Genomic DNA, 18,194 nt, shown 5'->3' on the forward strand with positions numbered 1-18,194 from the left:
CGGTTGATGAAGGCGCTCGCGGCCCTGCCGGTGTCTCCGGGGGCTGGACGGGCCACCTGCCCGCTGGTGGGATAGATGATCATGAACAAGCGGAGGTACGGCCGGATGCGGGCCGCGGTGGCCGGTGTGGTCATCGCCTGCGCCGCGGTGACGGGCGTGGTGACCCCGGCCCACGCGGAGCCGGCGGCGCCAGCCGGTGAACTCGTGCGGATCGATGCGCTCCCGGACGGATGGGGCGGGACGAATCGGGGATTCAAGGTCACCTATCGAACGGTCGCCCTCGACGGACGGCGTACGACCGCCACGGGACTGATCTTCCTCCCCGACGGACCCGCCCCGGCCGGCGGTTGGCCGATCGTCGCCTGGGACCACGGCAGCAACGGCTTGGCGCAGCGGTGTGGCCTGACCTCCTCCGACGGCGCCCCGTACGACGCGCCCGCGCTGCTGCGCATCAATCGCGCCGGATATGCCGCCGTTGCCCCCGACTATCTCGGGCTGAGCCCCGAGTCGCCGGGCGTGCACCCCTATCAGAACGGTCGCACCGAGGCGACCGCCACGATCGACCTCGTCCGGGCCGCGCGACAGGCATTCGGCGACCTGTCCCCTCGCTGGGGCGTCATGGGCGTCTCCCAGGGCGGGCACGCGGCTCTGCACACCGGCAACCTGGCCGCGTCCTACGCGCCCGAACTGGACTTCCGTGTCACCGCCGCGCTGGCCCCGGCATCCCAGTTCGAGCACCTGCTGCCGTTGGCCCGGCCCGGCTTTCCGCCCGGCTCCGCGCTGAACGCCGTGACCGGCACGCTCGCGGCCGTGCTGGCCGGTCTCGGCGCCAATCAGCCCGGATTCGATATCGGGCCCTACCTCAATGCCGAGGGACGCCGCATCATGGACGAGATCTCGACCCGATGCGTGACCGAATGGGCCGCCACCGTCGGTGACCGATCCATCGGCGACCTGCTGGCCCGACCCCTCGACGACCCGGCCTTCACCGATGTGCTGACCCGGTACACGGCGGTCCCGACCGGCGGATACCACCGCCCGGTCTTCATCGGCCAGGGTTCGGCCGACCTCTCGGTACCGCTGCCGCTCACCCTGAGCCTGCTCGCCGAATTCACCGCTGCCGGAACGCACTACGAGTTCCAGGTCTTCGATGCCGACCACGACACGATCATGAACGACGGTTTCGACGCCGGATTGCGTTTCGTGCGGCGAGCGCTGGACGGGCAGTGATCACTGCCGGGTCAATGCGCGATAGCTGGTGTGCCACAGCCATTCCACGGGCCCGCGCTCGAACCGGCGCAGCCAGAAGTGGGCGAACACCACCATTGTCACGCAGACCGTCAGGTAGATCGCGATCGTGAACGGGACGCGGCCCGCGGCCGACACCCGCGCCGCCAATCCGAGCCCCCAGCCGTAGCACAGCACGGACGCGACCAGATTCTGCAGGATGTAACAGCTCAGCGCCATCCGGCCCACCTCGGCGAAGCGGCGGCCCGGGAATCCGGTGCGCGGGCGCCGGACGTAGAACTCGGCGACGAGGGCGAGAATTCCGAGCGAGACCAGGGGAGCGAGGCCGTACCGGGTGATCATGATCAGGTCTCGATTCCACACGCCCAGCACCAGATCCAGGGGCGCGCCGACCGCGAAGCCCAGGACGAGCAATCGCCGCCGCAGCCGGGCCCCGGCCGCCTCGAACAGCCCCGCCCGAAACAGATGCGCGCCCAACAGGAACAGCGCGATCGACATCGGGAAGACGAAGATCGTCTCCAGCCGGAACGTCAGCGCGTGCTGCATCCGGAAGACCACCAGATCCCAGAACGACCCGTCCGCATAGGGATTCGGGTCCATCGGCTCAGCGGGTGCCGAAACCCCTTGCGGTGCGGCGGCTATCGCCACGGCGATCAGCGTCAGCATCGCCAGGTGCACCGCCGCCGCGCCCGCCAGCCAGCGCCGCTGTGCGCGGTCGCTGGTCGCCAGCAGCACCGCGACCACGGCCCCGGTGACGGCATAGCCCATCAGCACATCGAATTCGGCGATGAACAGGAAGTTCAGCAGGCCGTCGAGAAACAACAGCGCCGCCCGCCACGGATAGCCGCCGGGCCACGGCCGCCCCGCGCGCGTCGCCGAACGCTGCTGAATGGCCAGCCCGATCCCGAACATGATGGTGAGCAGGCCGAGGAACTTCCCCTGTGCCAGTTGCTGCAGAACCCGTTCGGCCCACTGCCACCAGCCGCCGGGTGGGTCGAGGCCCTCGATATAGCCGACCAGTCCCGCGGGGTTGGTGAGAATCCAGATATTGGTCCCCAGCGTGCCCAGGATAGCGATCCCGCGCAGCACATCCAGCGCTGGTAGCCGGGACGATCGCGACGAGGTCCGGGACGCGTCCGGTGCCGGATCGGAGGTGAGAGGTTGCGCGAGCGATTCGGACATGCCTGCGATTCTCATACGGTCGTATGGGCGGCCGCATCCCCATTTCGGGTGACCCGCCACTACCCCTCGAGATCGACCTGCCTGCCCCGCCCGGACCCCGGGCGCGCCCCCATCGGTGGATCGTCGCCTAGGCTCGACTCATGCAGCGCATCATCGGAATCGAGGTCGAGTACGGCATTTCCACGCCCTCCGAGCCGTCGGCCAACCCGATTCTCACGTCCACCCAGGCGGTGCTGGCCTACGCGGCGGCGGAGGGCGTGCCGCGGGCCAAGCGCACCCGCTGGGACTACGAGGTGGAGTCGCCGCTGCGCGACGCGCGCGGTTTCGATCTGGGCCGGCTCAACGGACCGGCTCCCGTGATCGATGCCGACGAGGTCGGCGCGGCCAACATGATCCTCACCAACGGCGCCCGCCTCTACGTCGACCACGCCCACCCCGAATACTCCGCCCCCGAGGTGACCGATCCGCTGGACGCGGTGATCTGGGACAAGGCCGGTGAACGGGTCATGGAGGCCGCCGCCCGCTACGCCTCGAGCGTGCCCGGTGCGCCGCGGATGCAGCTGTACAAGAACAACGTCGACGGCAAGGGCGCCTCCTACGGCACCCACGAGAACTATCTGATGAGCCGCGAGACGCCGTTCAACCAGATCATCGTCGGGCTCACCCCGTTCTTCGTCTCCCGCCAGGTGGTGTGCGGGTCCGGTCGCGTGGGCATCGGCCAGTCCGGTGATCAGGCCGGGTTCCAGCTATCCCAGCGCGCCGACTACGTCGAGGTCGAGGTCGGCCTCGAGACCACCCTGAAGCGCGGCATCATCAACACCCGCGACGAACCGCACGCCGACGCCGACAAGTACCGGCGCCTGCACGTCATCATCGGCGACGCCAACCTCGCCGAATGGTCCACCTATCTCAAGGTCGGCTCCACCGCGCTGGTGCTCGATCTCATCGAGGGCGGTGAAGATCTGTCGGATCTGCAGCTGGCCCGCCCGGTCACCGCGGTGCACCAGATCAGTCACGATCCGTCGCTGCGTGCCACGGTCGCCCTGGTCGACGGGCGGGAGCTGACGGGCCTGGCCCTGCAGCGCATCTACCTGGACCGGGTGGAGAAGTTCCACGGCCGCCAAGGCACCGACGACGCGCGCGTCACCGACATCCTGGAGAAGTGGGCCCACGTGCTCGACCTGCTCGAGCGCGACCCGATGGACTGCGCACACCTGCTGGACTGGCCCGCCAAGCTGCGCCTGCTCGAGGGCATGCGCAGCCGCGAGGGGCTGGGCTGGGCCGCACCGAAACTGCATCTGATGGATCTGCAGTACTCCGATGTGCGGCTGGACAAGGGCCTGTACAACCGCCTGGTCGCCCGCGGCTCGATGGAACGGCTGGTCGGCGAGCAGCAGGTGCTCGATGCCATGACCAACCCGCCCACCGATACCCGCGCCTACTTCCGCGGCGAATGCCTGCGTCGCTTCGGCGCCGATATCGCCGCCGCCAGCTGGGATTCGGTGATCTTCGACCTGGGCGGTGACTCCCTGGTCCGCATCCCCACCCTCGAGCCCCGCCGCGGCACCAAATCGCATGTGGGCAAGCTGCTCGAGGGCGTCGACACCGCAGCGGAGTTGGTCGAGCAGCTGACGACCTAGACCCCGGCTGCGCCGGGGATTGGGTTATGAAATGTGATCTGGGTTACGGGGCTGGGTCTCGGACCAGGCTGCTGGCCGGTTGCGGCCGGGGCACATTGCGATGTAATCCGGCACGTTGTCACCGCTGCTGGGTAGTGTTGACGTACGAGCATCGGATTTTCTCCGATGCTCGCCGATATCAGTACAGAGGAGGTCGGCTGCTATGGCACAAGAGCAGACCAAGCGCGCCGGTGGCGGCGACGAGGACGACGACGCGGTCGGCGTCGATGCCGCGGGGCAGGAGCGTCGCGAGAAACTGGCGGAGGAAACCGACGACCTACTCGACGAGATCGATGATGTGCTCGAGGAGAATGCGGAGGACTTCGTGCGCGCATACGTTCAGAAAGGCGGCCAGTGACATCAGGTGACCCCATGCGGCTCCTCCACACGGGGTACGCCCTATCCTCTTTCTCCGAATACCTGCGTGAGCATGCCCCGGAAGTATTGCCGGGCAACGGTTATCGTCGCGCCGTAGACGCCGCCCCAGCCGGGGCGGCGTCGGACATCGCGCCGCACGGCACCACCATCGTCGCGGTCAGCTACCGCGGCGGCGTGCTCATCGCAGGTGACCGGCGGGCTACCCAGGGCAACCTGCTGGCCAGCCGGGACATGGAGAAGGTCTACCTCACCGACTCGTTCTCCGCGGCCGGTATCGCCGGTACCGCGGGCGTGGCGGTGGAGATGATCCGGCTGTTCGCCGTGGAGCTGGAACACTACGAGAAGATCGAGGGCGTGCCCCTCACCTTCGACGGTAAGGCCAACAAGCTGTCGAAGATGGTGCGCGACAACCTTCCTGCGGCCCTGCAGGGTTTGGCCGTGGTGCCCATCCTGGTCGGTTACGACCTCGAGGCCACCGATCCCGAACGGGCCGGTCGCATCGTGTCCTACGACGTGGTCGGCGGCCGTAGCGAGGAGCGTTTCGGCTACACCGCGGTCGGTTCCGGATCGAACTTCGCCCGGACGTCGTTGAAGAAGACCTACCACCGCGATATCGACGAGGACCGCGCCCTGCGCATCGCCATCGAGGCGCTGGCCGATGCGTCCGACGACGACACCGCCACCGGCGGTCCCGACCTGCTGCGCAATATCTATCCCACGGCGGTCGTGATCAATGCCGAAGGGGCCGAAGAGGTTTCGGACGAGCGGCTGGCCGAGATCGCGCGGACGATCATGGACGAGCGGGCGGCGGAGGAAGGGAGCGCACGGGCATGACACTGCCGTACTACGCGTCGGCCGAACAGATCATGCGCGACAAGACCGAACTTGCGCGCAAAGGCATCGCACGGGGCCGCAGTGTCGTGGTGTTGGTGTACGACAAGGGTGTGTTGTTCGTCGCCGAGAATCCGTCGGCGACGCTGCACAAGGTGAGTGAGCTCTACGACCGGGTGGGGTTTGCCGCGGTCGGTAAGTACAACGAGTTCGAGAACCTGCGCCGGCACGGCATCCTGCAGGCCGATCTGCGCGGATACCAGTTCGACCGGCGCGACGTGACGGGCCGGATGCTGGCGAATATGTTCGCCTCGCTGCTCGGCACGATCTTCACCGATCAGCTCAAGCCGTTCGAGGTCGAGCTGTGTATCGCCGAGGTCGGGTACCCGGAGCAGGACCCGAATTCGGTGCTGTTCCGGGTCAACTTCGACGGGTCCATCGTCGACGAGCGCGAATACGTGGTGATGGGCGGCAACACCGATCCCATCGTGACCGCGCTGAAGTCGTCGTATCGGCCCGGCCTGGAGCTGAGCGCCGCGCTCGGCGTCGCGGTGGAGGCGCTGAAGAAGGGTGCCCCCGAGGGCCCGGAGAAGGACAAGCGGGTGCTCGGCGTCGGCACGCTCGAGGTGGCGACCCTGGAGCAGGCCCGGTCCCGCCGCGCCTTCCGCCGTGTCTCACGGGCCACCTTGGAAACGCTGCTGGCCGGTGGCACCGATGGTCAGGCAAAGGCCGCGGAGAAGAAGGGCGACGACAAGCCGGAGCCGGAGACACCGTCGGCGGGTGACCCGTCGAATCCGTAGAGGTGTGACCCGGATCCCTTGCACTCGCCCGTTCCGAGTGCAAGGGATCCGGTCATTTCGGCTGTCCTCGGCCGGTCAGCGTCGCCATCTTCGCCGAAATCGTTGCGAAGACGTATGCATTACCTCGCTCGCACAGCCACTTTCGGGCATGCCATGGCTGTAATGTCGATGGTGTGCAGCGACGAATCATGGGGATCGAAACCGAATTCGGGGTGACGTGCACGTTCCACGGTCACCGTCGGTTGAGCCCTGACGAGGTGGCCCGGTATCTGTTCCGCCGGGTGGTTTCCTGGGGCCGTAGCTCGAACGTCTTTCTCCGCAACGGTGCCCGGCTCTACCTCGATGTCGGTTCCCACCCGGAGTACGCCACGGCCGAATGCGACAGCCTGGTGCAGCTGGTCACCCACGATCGCGCGGGTGAGCGGGTGCTCGAGGAATTGCTGATCGACGCCGAGCAGCGCCTGGCCGAGGAGGGTATCGGCGGCGACATCTATCTGTTCAAGAACAACACCGATTCGGCGGGCAACTCCTACGGCTGCCACGAGAATTTCCTGGTCGTGCGGGCCGGCGAATTTTCCCGGATCTCCGATGTGCTGTTGCCGTTCCTGGTCACCCGCCAGCTCATCTGCGGCGCGGGAAAGGTGCTGCAGACCCCCAAGGCGGCCACGTTCTGCCTGTCGCAGCGGGCCGAGCACATCTGGGAGGGCGTCTCCTCGGCCACGACCCGCTCGCGCCCGATCATCAACACCCGCGACGAGCCGCATGCCGATGCGGAGAAGTACCGGCGCCTGCACGTCATCGTCGGCGACTCGAACATGTCCGAGACCACCACCATGCTGAAGGTGGGCACCGCGGCGCTGGTGCTGGAGATGATCGAGGCGGGAGTGTCGTTCCGCGACTTCGCCCTGGACAATCCGATTCGTGCCATCCGCGAGGTCAGCCACGACCTGACCGGTCGCCGACCGGTGCGGCTGGCCGGTGGGCGGCAGGCCAGTGCCCTGGACATCCAGCGCGAGTACTACGCCCGCGCCGTCGAACATCTGCGCAACCGCGAACGCGATCCGCAGATCGACGCGGTGGTGGATCTGTGGGGCCGCACCCTGGACGCGGTGGAGGCGCAGGATTTCGCCAAGGTCGACACCGAGATCGACTGGGTGATCAAGCGCAAGCTGTTCCAGCGCTATCAGGACCGCTACAACATGGACCTGTCCGATCCCAAGATCGCCCAGCTGGATCTGGCCTACCACGACATCAAGCGCGGCCGCGGCGTCTTCGACCTGCTGCAGCGCAAGGGCCTGGCCAAGCGCGTCACCGAGGACGAGGCGGTCGACGCGGCCGTCACGACTCCGCCCCAGACCACCCGCGCCAAACTCCGCGGTGACTTCATCACCGCCGCTCAGGAGGCCGGGCGCGACTTCACCGTCGACTGGGTGCACCTGAAGCTCAACGACCAGGCCCAGCGCACGGTGTTGTGCAAGGACCCGTTCCGTTCGGTGGACGAGCGAGTGGATCGGCTGATCGCGTCGATGTAGAAATCCCGGCCTCGCTTCTGCCCCGTCCCTGGCCGAAGGCCGGGCAAAAGTGGGTATGGTTGCGCATCGATGCGGGGGTGCGCATTACTCTCTATCGCGTGGCGATATCCAAGGTCGAGCGGCTGATGAATTTGGTCATCGCGCTGCTGTCGACCCGGCAGTTCCTGACCGCGGAGCGGATCCGTGACAGCGTCGCCGGCTACGAGGACTCCGCCAGCGACGAGGCGTTCAGCCGGATGTTCGAGCGGGACAAGAACGAACTGCGCGATCTGGGCATCCCCCTGGAGGTCGGTCCGGTCAGCCGCTACTCCAGCCAGGAGGGCTACCGCATCAACCGCGACGCCTACGAGCTGCCCGATATCGATCTGACCAGCGAGGAGGCCGCCGCGGTCGCGGTGGCCGTGCAGCTGTGGGAGTCACCGGAGCTGGCGAATGCCGCCGAGAGCGCCCTGTTGAAGCTGCGCGCGGCGGGCGTGCACGTGGAGGCGGATTCCGCGATGGCCTCGGTGCCCGCGGTACCGGCCCGCACCCGGGGCTCGGAGGCGGCGCTGGGCAAACTGCTGGCCGCCGTCGACGCCGGACAGGCCGTCCGGTTCGAACACCGGGTCTCACACAATGCGCCCTACCTCATGCGCGACGTCGAACCGTGGGGTGTGGTCACCCACCACGGGCGCTGGTACCTGGTCGGGCACGACCGCGACCGGGACGCGGTGCGCACCTTCCGGCTCTCGCGCATCGGCGAGGACATCACCGCCTACGGTCCCGAGAACGCCGTGCACAAACCCGACGGTGTGGACCTGCGCAAGATCGTCGCCCAGGTGACCGGCGGGGCGCCCGTGACCGGGTCGGCGACGGTGTGGGTGGCCGACGGCCGCGGCCAGGAGATCCGGCGGCTGGGGGCGGTCGTGGAGGATCGCGAACTCGGCGGACGGCGGGGTGCGATCGTCGAGGTGCCGGTGCGCTCGCGGGACTGGCTGGCGCGCCTGATCACCGGGCTCGGGCAGGATGCGCTGGTGCTGGCCCCGGCCGACCTGCGCGCGGATGTGATGGACCGGCTGCGGTCGGTGCTCGAACGCACGGAGGTCGGTGCTTCGTAATGAGTAGTCGGCTCTCCACGCGACTGTCGCGGTTGCTGAATATGGTCCCGTACTTCCTCGCCAACCCGGGCATCAGCGCCGCCGAGGCCGCGGCGGACCTGGGTGTCACCACCAAACAGCTGATGAGCGATCTCAACCAGCTGTGGATGTGCGGGCTGCCCGGCTACGGCCCGGGCGATCTGATCGACCTGTCGTTCTCCGAGGAGAGCATCGAGGTCACCTTCTCCGCGGGCATCGACCGCCCGCTGCGGCTGACCTCGACCGAGGCCACGGCACTGCTGGTGGCGCTGCGCTCGATCGCGGACCTGCCGGGCATGGTCGATCCCAGCGCCGCGCATTCGGCGATGGCCAAGATCGAGGCCGCCATCGCGGGCGACAAGGGACGCAGAGTGGACACCGAGCCGGTGGCGCCGGTCGAGGCCCCGGCGGTGACGACGGTGCGCTCGGCGCTGGTCCACAACCGCGCGCTGCGGTTGGTGTACTACTCGGCCAGCCGCGATGTGGTGTCCGAGCGGGTGGTCGACCCGATCCGAATCGTGCTGGTGGACAACAACTCCTATCTGCAGGCCTGGTGCCGGCAGGCCGAGGGCGTGCGGCTGTTCCGTTTCGACCGCATCGAGGAGGCCACCGAACTCGACGAACCGGCCCGCCCGCCCAGCCACGCCACCGACGAATCCGCGGCCCTGGACCTGTTCTCCGACGATCCCGCGGTTCCGTTGGCACGGTTGCGGATTCGCGCCGACTACGGTTGGGTGCTGGATCAGTACCCGATGCATCGGGTGGCCGTCGCGCCCGACGGCAGCGTGGAGGCGACCATGCGGTTCGCCACATTGGACTGGATGGCGCGGCTGCTGCTCGGGTTCGGTTCCGGTGTGACGGTGCTGGGTCCGGCGGAACTGGTGACCGCCGTGCGTGAACGTTCCAGCGCGGCCTTGGCCGCCTACGACGAGGCCGGATACGAACAGGCCGTGATCGAGGAGGTCGGTCCCGCTTGACCTTTCGCGTGACGGTGCTCGGCGCCGGAAGCGTCGGCATTTTCGTGGGCGGGAAATTGGCGGCCGCGGGGGCCGATGTGACCTTCGTGGGGCGCCCGCGCCTGCTCGACGAGATCCGCGCGTCGGGCCTGCGCCTGACCGACCTCGACGGCGGTGACGATCGGGTGGCCCCGACCGGATTCCATGTCGACACCGAACCCGATTCCGTGGCCACCGCCGATCTGGTGCTGGTCACGGTGAAATCCGCGCAGACAGCCGATATCGCGAAACTGCTGGTCGGGCGGGTGCGGCCGGGCACGGTGGTGCTGAGCCTGCAGAACGGGATCGGCAACGACACCGTGCTGCGGGAGAGCGTGCCGTCGTGTGTGGTGCTGGCGGGCATGGTGATGTGCAATGTCGTCCACCACGACGGCGGCCGGTTCCATCGCGGCACCGAGGGCGGGCTGGCCGTCGCCGACGATCCGGCGCTGGAGAAGTTCGCGCCGCTGTTCCGGCGCGCGGGCCTGGCGCTGGACCGCCACGGCGACCTGCGCCCGGTGCAGTGGGCCAAACTGCTGCTGAATCTGAACAACGCGATCAATGCCCTGTCCGGGCAGCCGCTGCGGGCGGAACTGGCGCAGCGCGACTATCGGCGCTGCTTCGCCTTGGCACAGACCGAGGCGCTGGCGGTCATGCGCCGCGCCCGCATCCGGCCGGCCCGGCTGACCGTGCTGCCGCCGGCGCTGATGGTGCGCTTGCTCACGACCCCCGATGCGGTCTTTTCCCGGCTGGCCGGGAAGGTCCTGGCCGTCGATCCGGTGGCCCGCAGCTCCATGGCCGACGATCTCGAACTCGGCCGTAAGACCGAAATCGGCTGGTTGAGCGGGGAAATCGTGAACCTCGGGCGGATGGTCGGGGTGCCGACGCCGGTGAATGCGCGGCTGGTGGAGCTGATCACCGCCGCCGAGGGCGGTGACCCCCGCCGGTTCTCGGGCGCCGAACTGCTGGCACAGTTGCGGGCGGCGAAGGAAGGCGCGGACCGACACCGGTAGCATCGGACATACCACAGTCTTTGGAGGTACTCGATGGGTTCACTCAGCGCGACGCATTGGCTCATCATTGCGTTGCTGGTGCTGGTGCTGTTCGGGGCCAAGCGGCTGCCCGACGCGGCCCGGGGCCTGGGACGTTCGCTGCGCATCTTCAAGAGTGAGATGAGTGAGATGCACAACGACGGCTCGCAGGCCACCCCGGCCAAGCCGCAGGAGCAAGCGCCCGCGGCGGAGTTGCCGCCCGCACAGTCGGCCAACCCGGCCCCGCAGGCCAATCCGGAAGCGCACAAGGCGTAGCGAGTTCGTCGTTTTCCCCCGGGGTGAGGACACTCGTCCCGGGGTGAGTCTTGTCCGGGCGCCAGGCGATCAGCGAGGCATTCACATCCATGCGCATACCGTTCGACCCCCGGCGCAGCCGGCGCAGAACCAATCCCGACGGCACCATGTCGTTGGTCGAGCATTTGCAGGAACTGCGGTCGCGGCTGCTCAAGTCGCTGTTCGCGGTGGCGTTGACCACGGTGCTCGGATTCCTGTGGTACGCGCACGGATTCCTCGGTGTCGAGAGCCTCGGCGATATCCTGCGCGGCCCCTACTGTGAGCTGCCCGCCTCGCATCGCGCGGAGCTGAGCCCCGACGGTTCCTGCCGACTGCTGGCGACCGCGCCGTTCGAGCAGTTCCTGCTGCGTTTCAAGGTCGGCCTGACCGCGGGTGTGGTGTTGGCGTGCCCGGTGTGGCTGTATCAGCTGTGGGCGTTCATCACGCCGGGGCTGTACCCGAAGGAGCGCAAGTACGCGATCAGCTTCGTCGCCGCGGGTGCGGCACTGTTCGTCACCGGTGCGGTGCTGGCGTACTGGGTCGTCGCGCACGCGTTGAGCTTCCTGCTGGGGATCGGCAGCAATGTCCAGATCACCGCGCTGAGCGGTACGCAGTACTTCGGCTTCATCATCCAGCTGCTGATCATCTTCGGCGTGAGCTTCGAGACACCGCTGCTGATCGTCGGGCTGAACATGATCGGCGTGCTCACCTACGAGAAGCTGAAGAAGTGGCGCCGCGGCATGATCTTCGGCCTGTTCGTCTTCGCCGCCATCGTCACCCCGCAGGATCCGTTCTCCATGCTGGCGCTGGCGTTCGCGCTGACGTTCCTGTTCGAGGTCGCGGTGCAGGTGGCGCGGCTCAACGACCGGCGCCGCGCCCGCAAGGGTGAGGACTGGAGCAAGCTGTCCGACGACCAGGCCTCCCCGCTGGGCGGCCCGGGCGATGTCGGTTCGTCGGCACCGGTGGAACCGGCCCAGCCCGTCGGCGTGGCCGAGCCGGTCGGGCCGGGCAGCGCGCCGGAGAAATCACCGCGCCCGGTGTCGGATTACTCCGATACCCTCTGACAGTGGCACTACGGTCGCTGACTGGCGAACTCGCGGCATTCGCCGCGGAACTGACTTTTTCCCTCGACCCGTTCCAGCGGCAGGCCTGTGAGGCCTTACAGGGCGGGCACAGCGTGCTGGTATGTGCGCCGACCGGCGCGGGTAAGACCGTCGTCGGCGAGTTCGCGGTGCACCTCGCGCTGGCGGCGGGCGGCAAATGCTTCTACACCACGCCTATCAAGGCGCTGTCGAACCAGAAGTACGCCGATCTCGTCGAACGCTACGGCCGGGACTCGGTGGGATTGCTGACCGGTGACCAGTCGCTGAATCCGGACGCCTCCGTGGTGGTCATGACCACCGAGGTGCTGCGCAATATGCTGTATGCGAGTTCGGATGCGCTGCAGGGGCTTTCGTACGTCGTCATGGACGAGGTGCACTATCTGGCCGACCGGTTCCGGGGCGCGGTGTGGGAGGAGGTCATCCTGCATCTGCCGCCGGATGTGCGGCTGGTGAGCCTGTCGGCGACGGTCAGCAATGCCGAGGAGTTCGGCGCGTGGATGGAGACCGTGCGCGGGGATACCGCGGTGATCGTCGACGAGACCCGCCCGGTCCCGCTGTGGCAGCACGTGCTGGTGGGGCGGCGGCTGTTCGATCTGTTCGACACCGCGTCCAGCGACCAGAAGGTGGTCGTGGACGAGGATCTGGTGCGCTACATCAAGCATCGGGAGGCCGCCGACCGGATGAACGGGTGGGGCGGTCCGCGCCACCGCGGCGGCGGCCCGCGCCGCGACTATCGATCGGTGCCGCGCCCGGAGATGCTGGCGCTGCTCGATCAGGAAGGGCTGCTGCCCGCGATCACGTTCATCTTCAGCCGGGCCGGATGCGACGGTGCGCTGGCGCAATGCCTGCGCTCGCGGCTGGACCTGAGCCGCCCCGACGAATTCGACGAGGTCGAGGCGATCATCGATAAGCACACCGGCGATCTGCCGCGCACCGATCTCGAGGTGCTGGGTTACTGGGAGTGGCGCGAGGCGCTGCACCGCGGGCTGGCCGCTCATCACGCGGGCATGCTGCCCGCCTTCCGCCACGCGGTGGAGGACCTGTTCGTGCGCGGGCTGGTGCGGGCCGTATTCGCCACGGAGACACTGGCTCTGGGCATCAATATGCCCGCCCGCACGGTGGTGCTGGAACGGCTGGTCAAATTCAACGGCGAAACGCACGCAGAACTCACCCCGGGCGAATACACGCAGCTGACCGGGCGCGCGGGGCGGCGCGGCATCGACGTCGAGGGGCATGCGGTGGTGGTCTGGCATCCCGATGTCGACACCAGCGCGGTCGCCGGTCTGGCCTCCACCCGCACCTACCCGCTGCGCAGCTCCTTCCGGCCGGGCTACAACATGTCGATCAACCTCATCGACCGGATGGGGGCGGAGGAGTCGCGCGCGCTGCTGGAGCGGTCGTTCGCGCAATTCCAGGCCGACCGGTCGGTTGTCGGGCTGGTGCGGGGCATCGAGCGCAACGAGGGTGCGCTGCGCAAGCTGCGCTCGCAGATCGGCGACGACGGCTTCCTGGAGTACCTTTCGCTGCGCGAGCGGATCAAACAGCGCGAACGCGATCTGGAGCGGCAGGGCCGCGCCGACCGCCGGGGCGCGGCGGTGGCCTCGCTGACCGCGCTGCGCCGCGGCGATGTGGTGGCGATCCCCAGCGGCCGCCGCCAGGGTTTGGCGGTGATCCTGGAACCCGATGCGACACCGGGGGATCCGCGGCCGCTGGTGCTCACCGAGGACAAGTGGGCCGGACGCATCTCGGCGGCCGACTTCCCGACACCCGCGCAGCCGCTGGGCCGGATGCGGCTGCCGCGGCACGTCGACCACCGCACCGCCCGCACCCGCCGCGATCTGGCCTCGGCGCTGCGCAGCACCGGAATCAGTGCGCCGGGGCGGCAGCGCCGTGGATCGCGGTCGAAGGCCGCCGACGACCGGGAACTGCAGAGCCTGCGGCGGGCGCTGCGGTCGCATCCCGCGCACACCCGGCCCGACCGGGAACAGCTGGCTCGGCTTGGCGAGCGGTACGGCCGGTTGGAGCGGGAGACCGAGACCATGCGGCAGAAGGTGCGCGCCACCACCAATTCGCTGGCCCGCACCTTCGACCGGATCGTCGGCCTGCTGGAGGAACGCGGCTACGTCGAGGACGGTGAGGTGACCGCCGACGGGCGGCGGCTGGCCCGCATCTACACCGAAGCGGATCTCGTTGTCGCCGAATGCCTTCGGCAGGGCGTGTGGCGGGGGCTGGGCGCGGCCGAGCTGGCGGCGGTGGTGTCGATCCTGGTATACGAGTCGCGGCAGGAGACCGGTGGATATCTGGGGCCGTCCGGGCCGACCGCGCCCATTCGGCGGGCGGTCGGCGGGACCGTCGGCGTGTGGGCCGACCTGCGCACCGACGAGGCCCGCCACAAGCTGCAACCCACCCGGGAACCGGATCTGGGCTTCGTCACCGGCGTGTACAAATGGGCCCGCGGCGATCAACTGGCCGAATCCCTGCTGGCCAGCGGCGAACAGGGCAATCCGCTGTCGGCGGGTGATTTCGTGCGCTGGTGCCGGCAGGTGATCGATCTGCTCGACCAGATCCACCAGACCGCCGACGATGTCGAGGTCGCCGCCACCGCGGCCAAGGCGGTGCGGGCGATTCGCCGCGGTGTGGTCGCGGTCGACGCCGCCTAGCGGTGGGAGCGCGACGGGCGGACGCCGCCGTCGACTCAGCACGGCGAACACCGCCAATGCGGACATGGGTGAATCGACTGTGATTGGATGCTTTCGTGTACCGACCGTGGTTGAGGGACCGGTGACCTCACGCGGGGGGCAAGTGTGTGTACGACGAATGCGAGTGGAGGCAGGCAGATGAGCGGCCCGTACGGTCCGAACGACAACCCTGGTCCAGGGGAGGGACACGGTAACGATCCGACGCAGTGGGGCGGCCAGCAGCAGCCGCCCGGATCGGCCGGCCAGTGGGGTCAGCAGCCTCCGCAGCAGCAATGGGGCCAGCCCCCGCAGCAGCACGGGTGGACCCCGGCGCCGCAGCCGCAGTGGGGGCAGAGCCAGCCGTCCTGGCCCCAGCAGCCGCCGCAGTCGCAGCCGTGGGATGCGACCCAGCAGCAACAGCAGTGGGGCCAGCCGCAGCAGCAGTGGGGTCAACCCCAGCAGCAGTGGGGGCAGCCGCAGCAGTCGTGGGACCAGCAGCAGCTGCAGCCCACCCCGGCCAAGAAGTCCAAGAAGGGCCTGTTCATCGCCCTCGGCGCCGCGGTGGTCGTGATCGTGGTGGCGGTCGTGCTCGCGGTGGTGTTCCTGGGCAGCGACAAGCTGGACAACAAGGCCGTGCAGAGCGGCGTGCAGAAGGTGCTCAAGGATTCCTACGGCATCGACGACGTCCAGGACGTCAACTGCCCCTCCGGCCAGAAGGTCGAGATCGGCAAGACCTTCGACTGCTCACTGAAGGTCGGCGGCGAACAGAAGAAGGTCACCGTCAAGATCACCAAGGACGACGGCACCTACGAGGTGGGCCGCCCCAACTAACCCCAGCCGCACCCCCTCTTGCAAGACGCACCCCGTGCAGGCCCCGGCCGGGGTGCGTCTACATACACGGGGTGCGTCTGCCCAGCCCTCCCTACGCGCTGGGCCACCCCAGCCGCACCCTTTGTTGGTAAACGCACCCCGTGCAGGCTCTGGAGGGGGTGCGTTTGCGAATAGCGGGTGCGTTTGCGTGGGCCTCGCTGCGCGGAGGGGGCCAACCTCAGCCGCACTCTTTGTTGGTAGACGCACCCCGTGCAGGCTCTGGAGGGGGTGCGTTTGCGAATGGCGGGTGCGTTTGTGTTGGGTCTCCGCCGCAGGGTCAGGCGGAGCGGGCGGCCAGGGCGGTGATGAGGCGTTTGACGGGGCTTTCGGCGTTGTAGGCCGCGGCGAGGGTGTGCAGGCGGTCGGGGTCGGCGGGGGTGGTGGGGAGCAGGTCGGGGCCGGACAGGTCGATGGGGGCGTCGCGGACCACGCGGACGACCGGGGCGGCGGCCGTCAGGTAGTCGTCGGCGGCGGTGAGTTTGGCGCGGACGCCGCGGGCCAGGTCGGAGTCCGGGTCCTTCGCGGCGGCGATGAGCGCGTCCAGGCTGCCGAAACGCGTGATCAGGGCGGCCGCGGATTTGTCGCCGATGCCGGGGACGCCGGGCAGGCCGTCGGAGGCGTCGCCGCGCAGCGTCGCCATATCGGCGTAGGCCGGGCCCGCATTCTCTTGCGGGACACCATATTTCGCGGAAACCTCGGCCGGGCCGTACAGTTCGGCCTTGGCCAGGCCGCGGCCCACGTAGAACACCCGCACCGGCGGCGGGTCGTCGCGCACCAACTGCAGCAGGTCACGGTCGCCGCTGACGACGATCACCTCGTCGGTGCGTTCCCGCGTGGCGAGGGTGCCGATGACGTCGTCGGCCTCCAGGCCCTCGGCGCCGGCGGTGGCGATCCCGGCCGCCTCCAGCACCTGCAGGATCATGTCCACCTGCGGGGTGAGGGTATCGGGCACCACCTCCGCGCCGGGCTCGGCGTCGGCGGATCCGTCGAGGCGATGGGCCTTGTAGGAGGGCACCAGATCCACTCGGAACTGCGGGCGCCAGTCCAGGTCCAGGCACACCACCAGTCGCTTCGGGGCATGCTGTTTGACCAGTGCCGCCACCATATCGGTGAATCCGCGCAGGGCGTTGACGGGTTGTCCGTCCGGGGCGGTGATCTTCTCCGGAATCGCATGGAAGGCCCGGAACCACAGACTGGCCCCGTCGAGCAGCACCAGCGGACCGGCGGTAGGTGAGGTCATGGCCTCAGGCTAGTCCGCCGCTGCGCCCCCTACCTCCGCCGCAATCTCGGTGGTTCGCTCGTGACGGACAGGTAACGTCGGGTGCATGAGTGCGAATACGGAGTCGCGGTTCGCGGCGGAGGTTTACGGCAAGCGACTGGAGCGAGCGGCGGAGCTGACCCGCGCCGCGCATCTGGACGCGCTGCTGATCACGCCGGGACCGGATCTGCGGTACCTGATCGGTTCTCGCGCCCAGTCTTTCGAGCGACTGACCTGCCTGGTGATCCCGGCGAGCGGGCAGACGCCGTCGGTGGTGATCCCGAAGCTGGAGCTGGCGTCGCTGGAGGATTCGGCCGCCGGGGAATTGGGTCTGCAGGTGCTGGACTGGGTCGACGGGTTGGACCCTTATCGGATGGTGAAGTCGGCCCTCAACGCCGGTGCGCGGGTGGCCGTCGACGACGCCATGCCCGCTCTGCATCTGCTGCCGATCGCCGCGGCGCTCAACGCATTGCCGGTCTCGGCCACCCCCGTGCTGCGGCAGCTGCGTATGCGTAAGGATGCCAGCGAGGTCGATGCCCTGCGCCGGGCGGGTGCGGCCATCGATCGGGTGCATGCGCGGGTGGGTGAATGGCTGCGGCCGGGTCGCACCGAGGCCGAGGTGGCCGCCGATATCGCCGCGGCCATCGTCGAGGAGGGGCATACCGCGGCCGCTTTCGTGATCGTCGGCAGCGGGCCCAACGGCGCCGATCCGCACCACGCCGTCTCCGACCGCCGCATCGAGGCCGGCGACGTGGTCGTGGTCGATATCGGCGGCCCGGTGGCACCCGGCTACTTCTCCGACTCCACCCGCACCTACGTGCTCGGCGAGCCGAGTGCCGATATCGCCGCCCGTTTCGCGGAGCTCGAGCGTGCGCAAGCCGCCGCGGTCGCCGCCGTCCGCCCGGGGGTGACCGCCGAGTCGGTGGACGCCGCGGCCCGAAATGTGTTGGAACAGGCCGGTTTCGGCGACGCATTCATCCACCGCACCGGCCACGGCATCGGACTGTCGGTACACGAGGAGCCCTACATCGTGTCCGGCAACGACATCGTGCTCGAATCCGGCATGGCCTTCAGCATCGAACCCGGCATCTACTTCCGGGGCGAATGGGGTGCCCGCATCGAGGACATCGTGGTGGTCACCGAGGACGGCTGCGAGTCGATGAACCAGCGGCCGCACGGGCTGACGGTGCTCTGATCCGG

At 68.7% G+C, this 18,194-nt stretch carries 16 protein-coding genes; 14 read left to right on the forward strand and 2 right to left on the reverse strand.

The window, feature by feature from the left end; all coding sequences use genetic code 11:
* Positions 1 to 81: 81 nt before the first annotated feature.
* The gene (locus IU452_RS22960; RefSeq protein WP_228818532.1) at positions 82 to 1,230 is read left to right on the forward strand and encodes a lipase family protein; all 1,149 of its coding nucleotides are present in this window, start codon (positions 82 to 84) and stop codon (positions 1,228 to 1,230) included.
* Here the strand turns inward: IU452_RS22960 and IU452_RS22965 are convergent, their stop codons facing one another.
* A complete protein-coding gene (locus tag IU452_RS22965; RefSeq protein ID WP_195111167.1) occupies positions 1,231 to 2,430 on the reverse strand; it encodes a DUF418 domain-containing protein in 1,200 nt (399 codons plus the stop codon).
* A 140-nt stretch (positions 2,431 to 2,570) separates the two neighbouring features.
* Between IU452_RS22965 and dop the strand changes: the two genes are divergently transcribed.
* The 12 genes from dop to IU452_RS23025 all read left to right on the forward strand — a co-directional run bounded on the left by dop (position 2,571) and on the right by IU452_RS23025 (position 15,697).
* Positions 2,571 to 4,070, forward strand: a complete 1,500-nt coding sequence (gene dop / locus IU452_RS22970; protein ID WP_195111168.1) for a depupylase/deamidase Dop — start codon at positions 2,571 to 2,573, stop codon at positions 4,068 to 4,070.
* Between the two features lie 202 nt (positions 4,071 to 4,272).
* Positions 4,273 to 4,467, forward strand: coding sequence for a ubiquitin-like protein Pup (locus tag IU452_RS22975; RefSeq protein ID WP_062503939.1), 195 nt, complete (start codon positions 4,273 to 4,275; stop codon positions 4,465 to 4,467).
* 14 nt (positions 4,468 to 4,481) lie between these two features.
* Positions 4,482 to 5,321: a proteasome subunit beta gene (gene prcB / locus IU452_RS22980; protein WP_195111169.1), complete on the forward strand. Its 840-nt coding sequence runs from the start codon at positions 4,482 to 4,484 to the stop codon at positions 5,319 to 5,321.
* Positions 5,318 to 6,118, forward strand: coding sequence for a proteasome subunit alpha (gene prcA, locus IU452_RS22985; RefSeq protein WP_195111170.1), 801 nt, complete (start codon positions 5,318 to 5,320; stop codon positions 6,116 to 6,118). The genes prcB and prcA overlap by 4 nt, the downstream gene beginning before the upstream one ends.
* 173 nt (positions 6,119 to 6,291) lie before the next feature.
* A complete protein-coding gene (gene pafA / locus IU452_RS22990; protein WP_195111171.1) occupies positions 6,292 to 7,650 on the forward strand; it encodes a Pup--protein ligase in 1,359 nt (452 codons plus the stop codon).
* 98 nt (positions 7,651 to 7,748) lie between these two features.
* A complete protein-coding gene (locus IU452_RS22995; protein WP_195111172.1) occupies positions 7,749 to 8,747 on the forward strand; it encodes a helix-turn-helix transcriptional regulator in 999 nt (332 codons plus the stop codon).
* Positions 8,747 to 9,742, forward strand: a complete 996-nt coding sequence (locus IU452_RS23000) for a helix-turn-helix transcriptional regulator (protein ID WP_195111173.1) — start codon at positions 8,747 to 8,749, stop codon at positions 9,740 to 9,742. Before IU452_RS22995 ends, IU452_RS23000 begins: the two co-directional genes overlap by 1 nt.
* Complete coding sequence (locus IU452_RS23005; RefSeq protein ID WP_195111174.1) at positions 9,739 to 10,773, forward strand: 2-dehydropantoate 2-reductase; 1,035 nt, start codon at positions 9,739 to 9,741, stop codon at positions 10,771 to 10,773. The genes IU452_RS23000 and IU452_RS23005 overlap by 4 nt, the downstream gene beginning before the upstream one ends.
* A 33-nt stretch (positions 10,774 to 10,806) precedes the next feature.
* A complete protein-coding gene (tatA, locus tag IU452_RS23010; RefSeq protein WP_195111175.1) occupies positions 10,807 to 11,067 on the forward strand; it encodes a Sec-independent protein translocase subunit TatA in 261 nt (86 codons plus the stop codon).
* 89 nt (positions 11,068 to 11,156) lie between these two features.
* Positions 11,157 to 12,149 (forward strand): twin-arginine translocase subunit TatC, encoded by a 993-nt coding sequence (tatC, locus tag IU452_RS23015; RefSeq protein ID WP_195111176.1) that lies wholly within the window; start codon positions 11,157 to 11,159, stop codon positions 12,147 to 12,149.
* Between the two features lie 2 nt (positions 12,150 to 12,151).
* A complete protein-coding gene (locus IU452_RS23020; protein WP_195111177.1) occupies positions 12,152 to 14,848 on the forward strand; it encodes a DEAD/DEAH box helicase in 2,697 nt (898 codons plus the stop codon).
* Positions 14,849 to 15,025: 177 nt separating this feature from the next.
* Positions 15,026 to 15,697: a DUF4333 domain-containing protein gene (locus IU452_RS23025; protein WP_195111178.1), complete on the forward strand. Its 672-nt coding sequence runs from the start codon at positions 15,026 to 15,028 to the stop codon at positions 15,695 to 15,697.
* 316 nt (positions 15,698 to 16,013) lie between these two features.
* Here IU452_RS23025 and IU452_RS23030 read toward each other — a convergent pair whose 3' ends face one another.
* Positions 16,014 to 16,976 (reverse strand): 5'-3' exonuclease, encoded by a 963-nt coding sequence (locus IU452_RS23030; RefSeq protein ID WP_195111179.1) that lies wholly within the window; start codon positions 16,974 to 16,976, stop codon positions 16,014 to 16,016.
* A gap of 85 nt (positions 16,977 to 17,061) precedes the next feature.
* Here IU452_RS23030 and IU452_RS23035 point away from each other — a divergent pair, with 85 nt between their 5' ends.
* Positions 17,062 to 18,189, forward strand: a complete 1,128-nt coding sequence (locus IU452_RS23035; protein WP_195111180.1) for a M24 family metallopeptidase — start codon at positions 17,062 to 17,064, stop codon at positions 18,187 to 18,189.
* Positions 18,190 to 18,194 lie beyond the last annotated feature (5 nt).

Source organism: Nocardia transvalensis (genome assembly GCF_015477765.1).
Taxonomy (GTDB): domain Bacteria; phylum Actinomycetota; class Actinomycetes; order Mycobacteriales; family Mycobacteriaceae; genus Nocardia; species Nocardia transvalensis_A.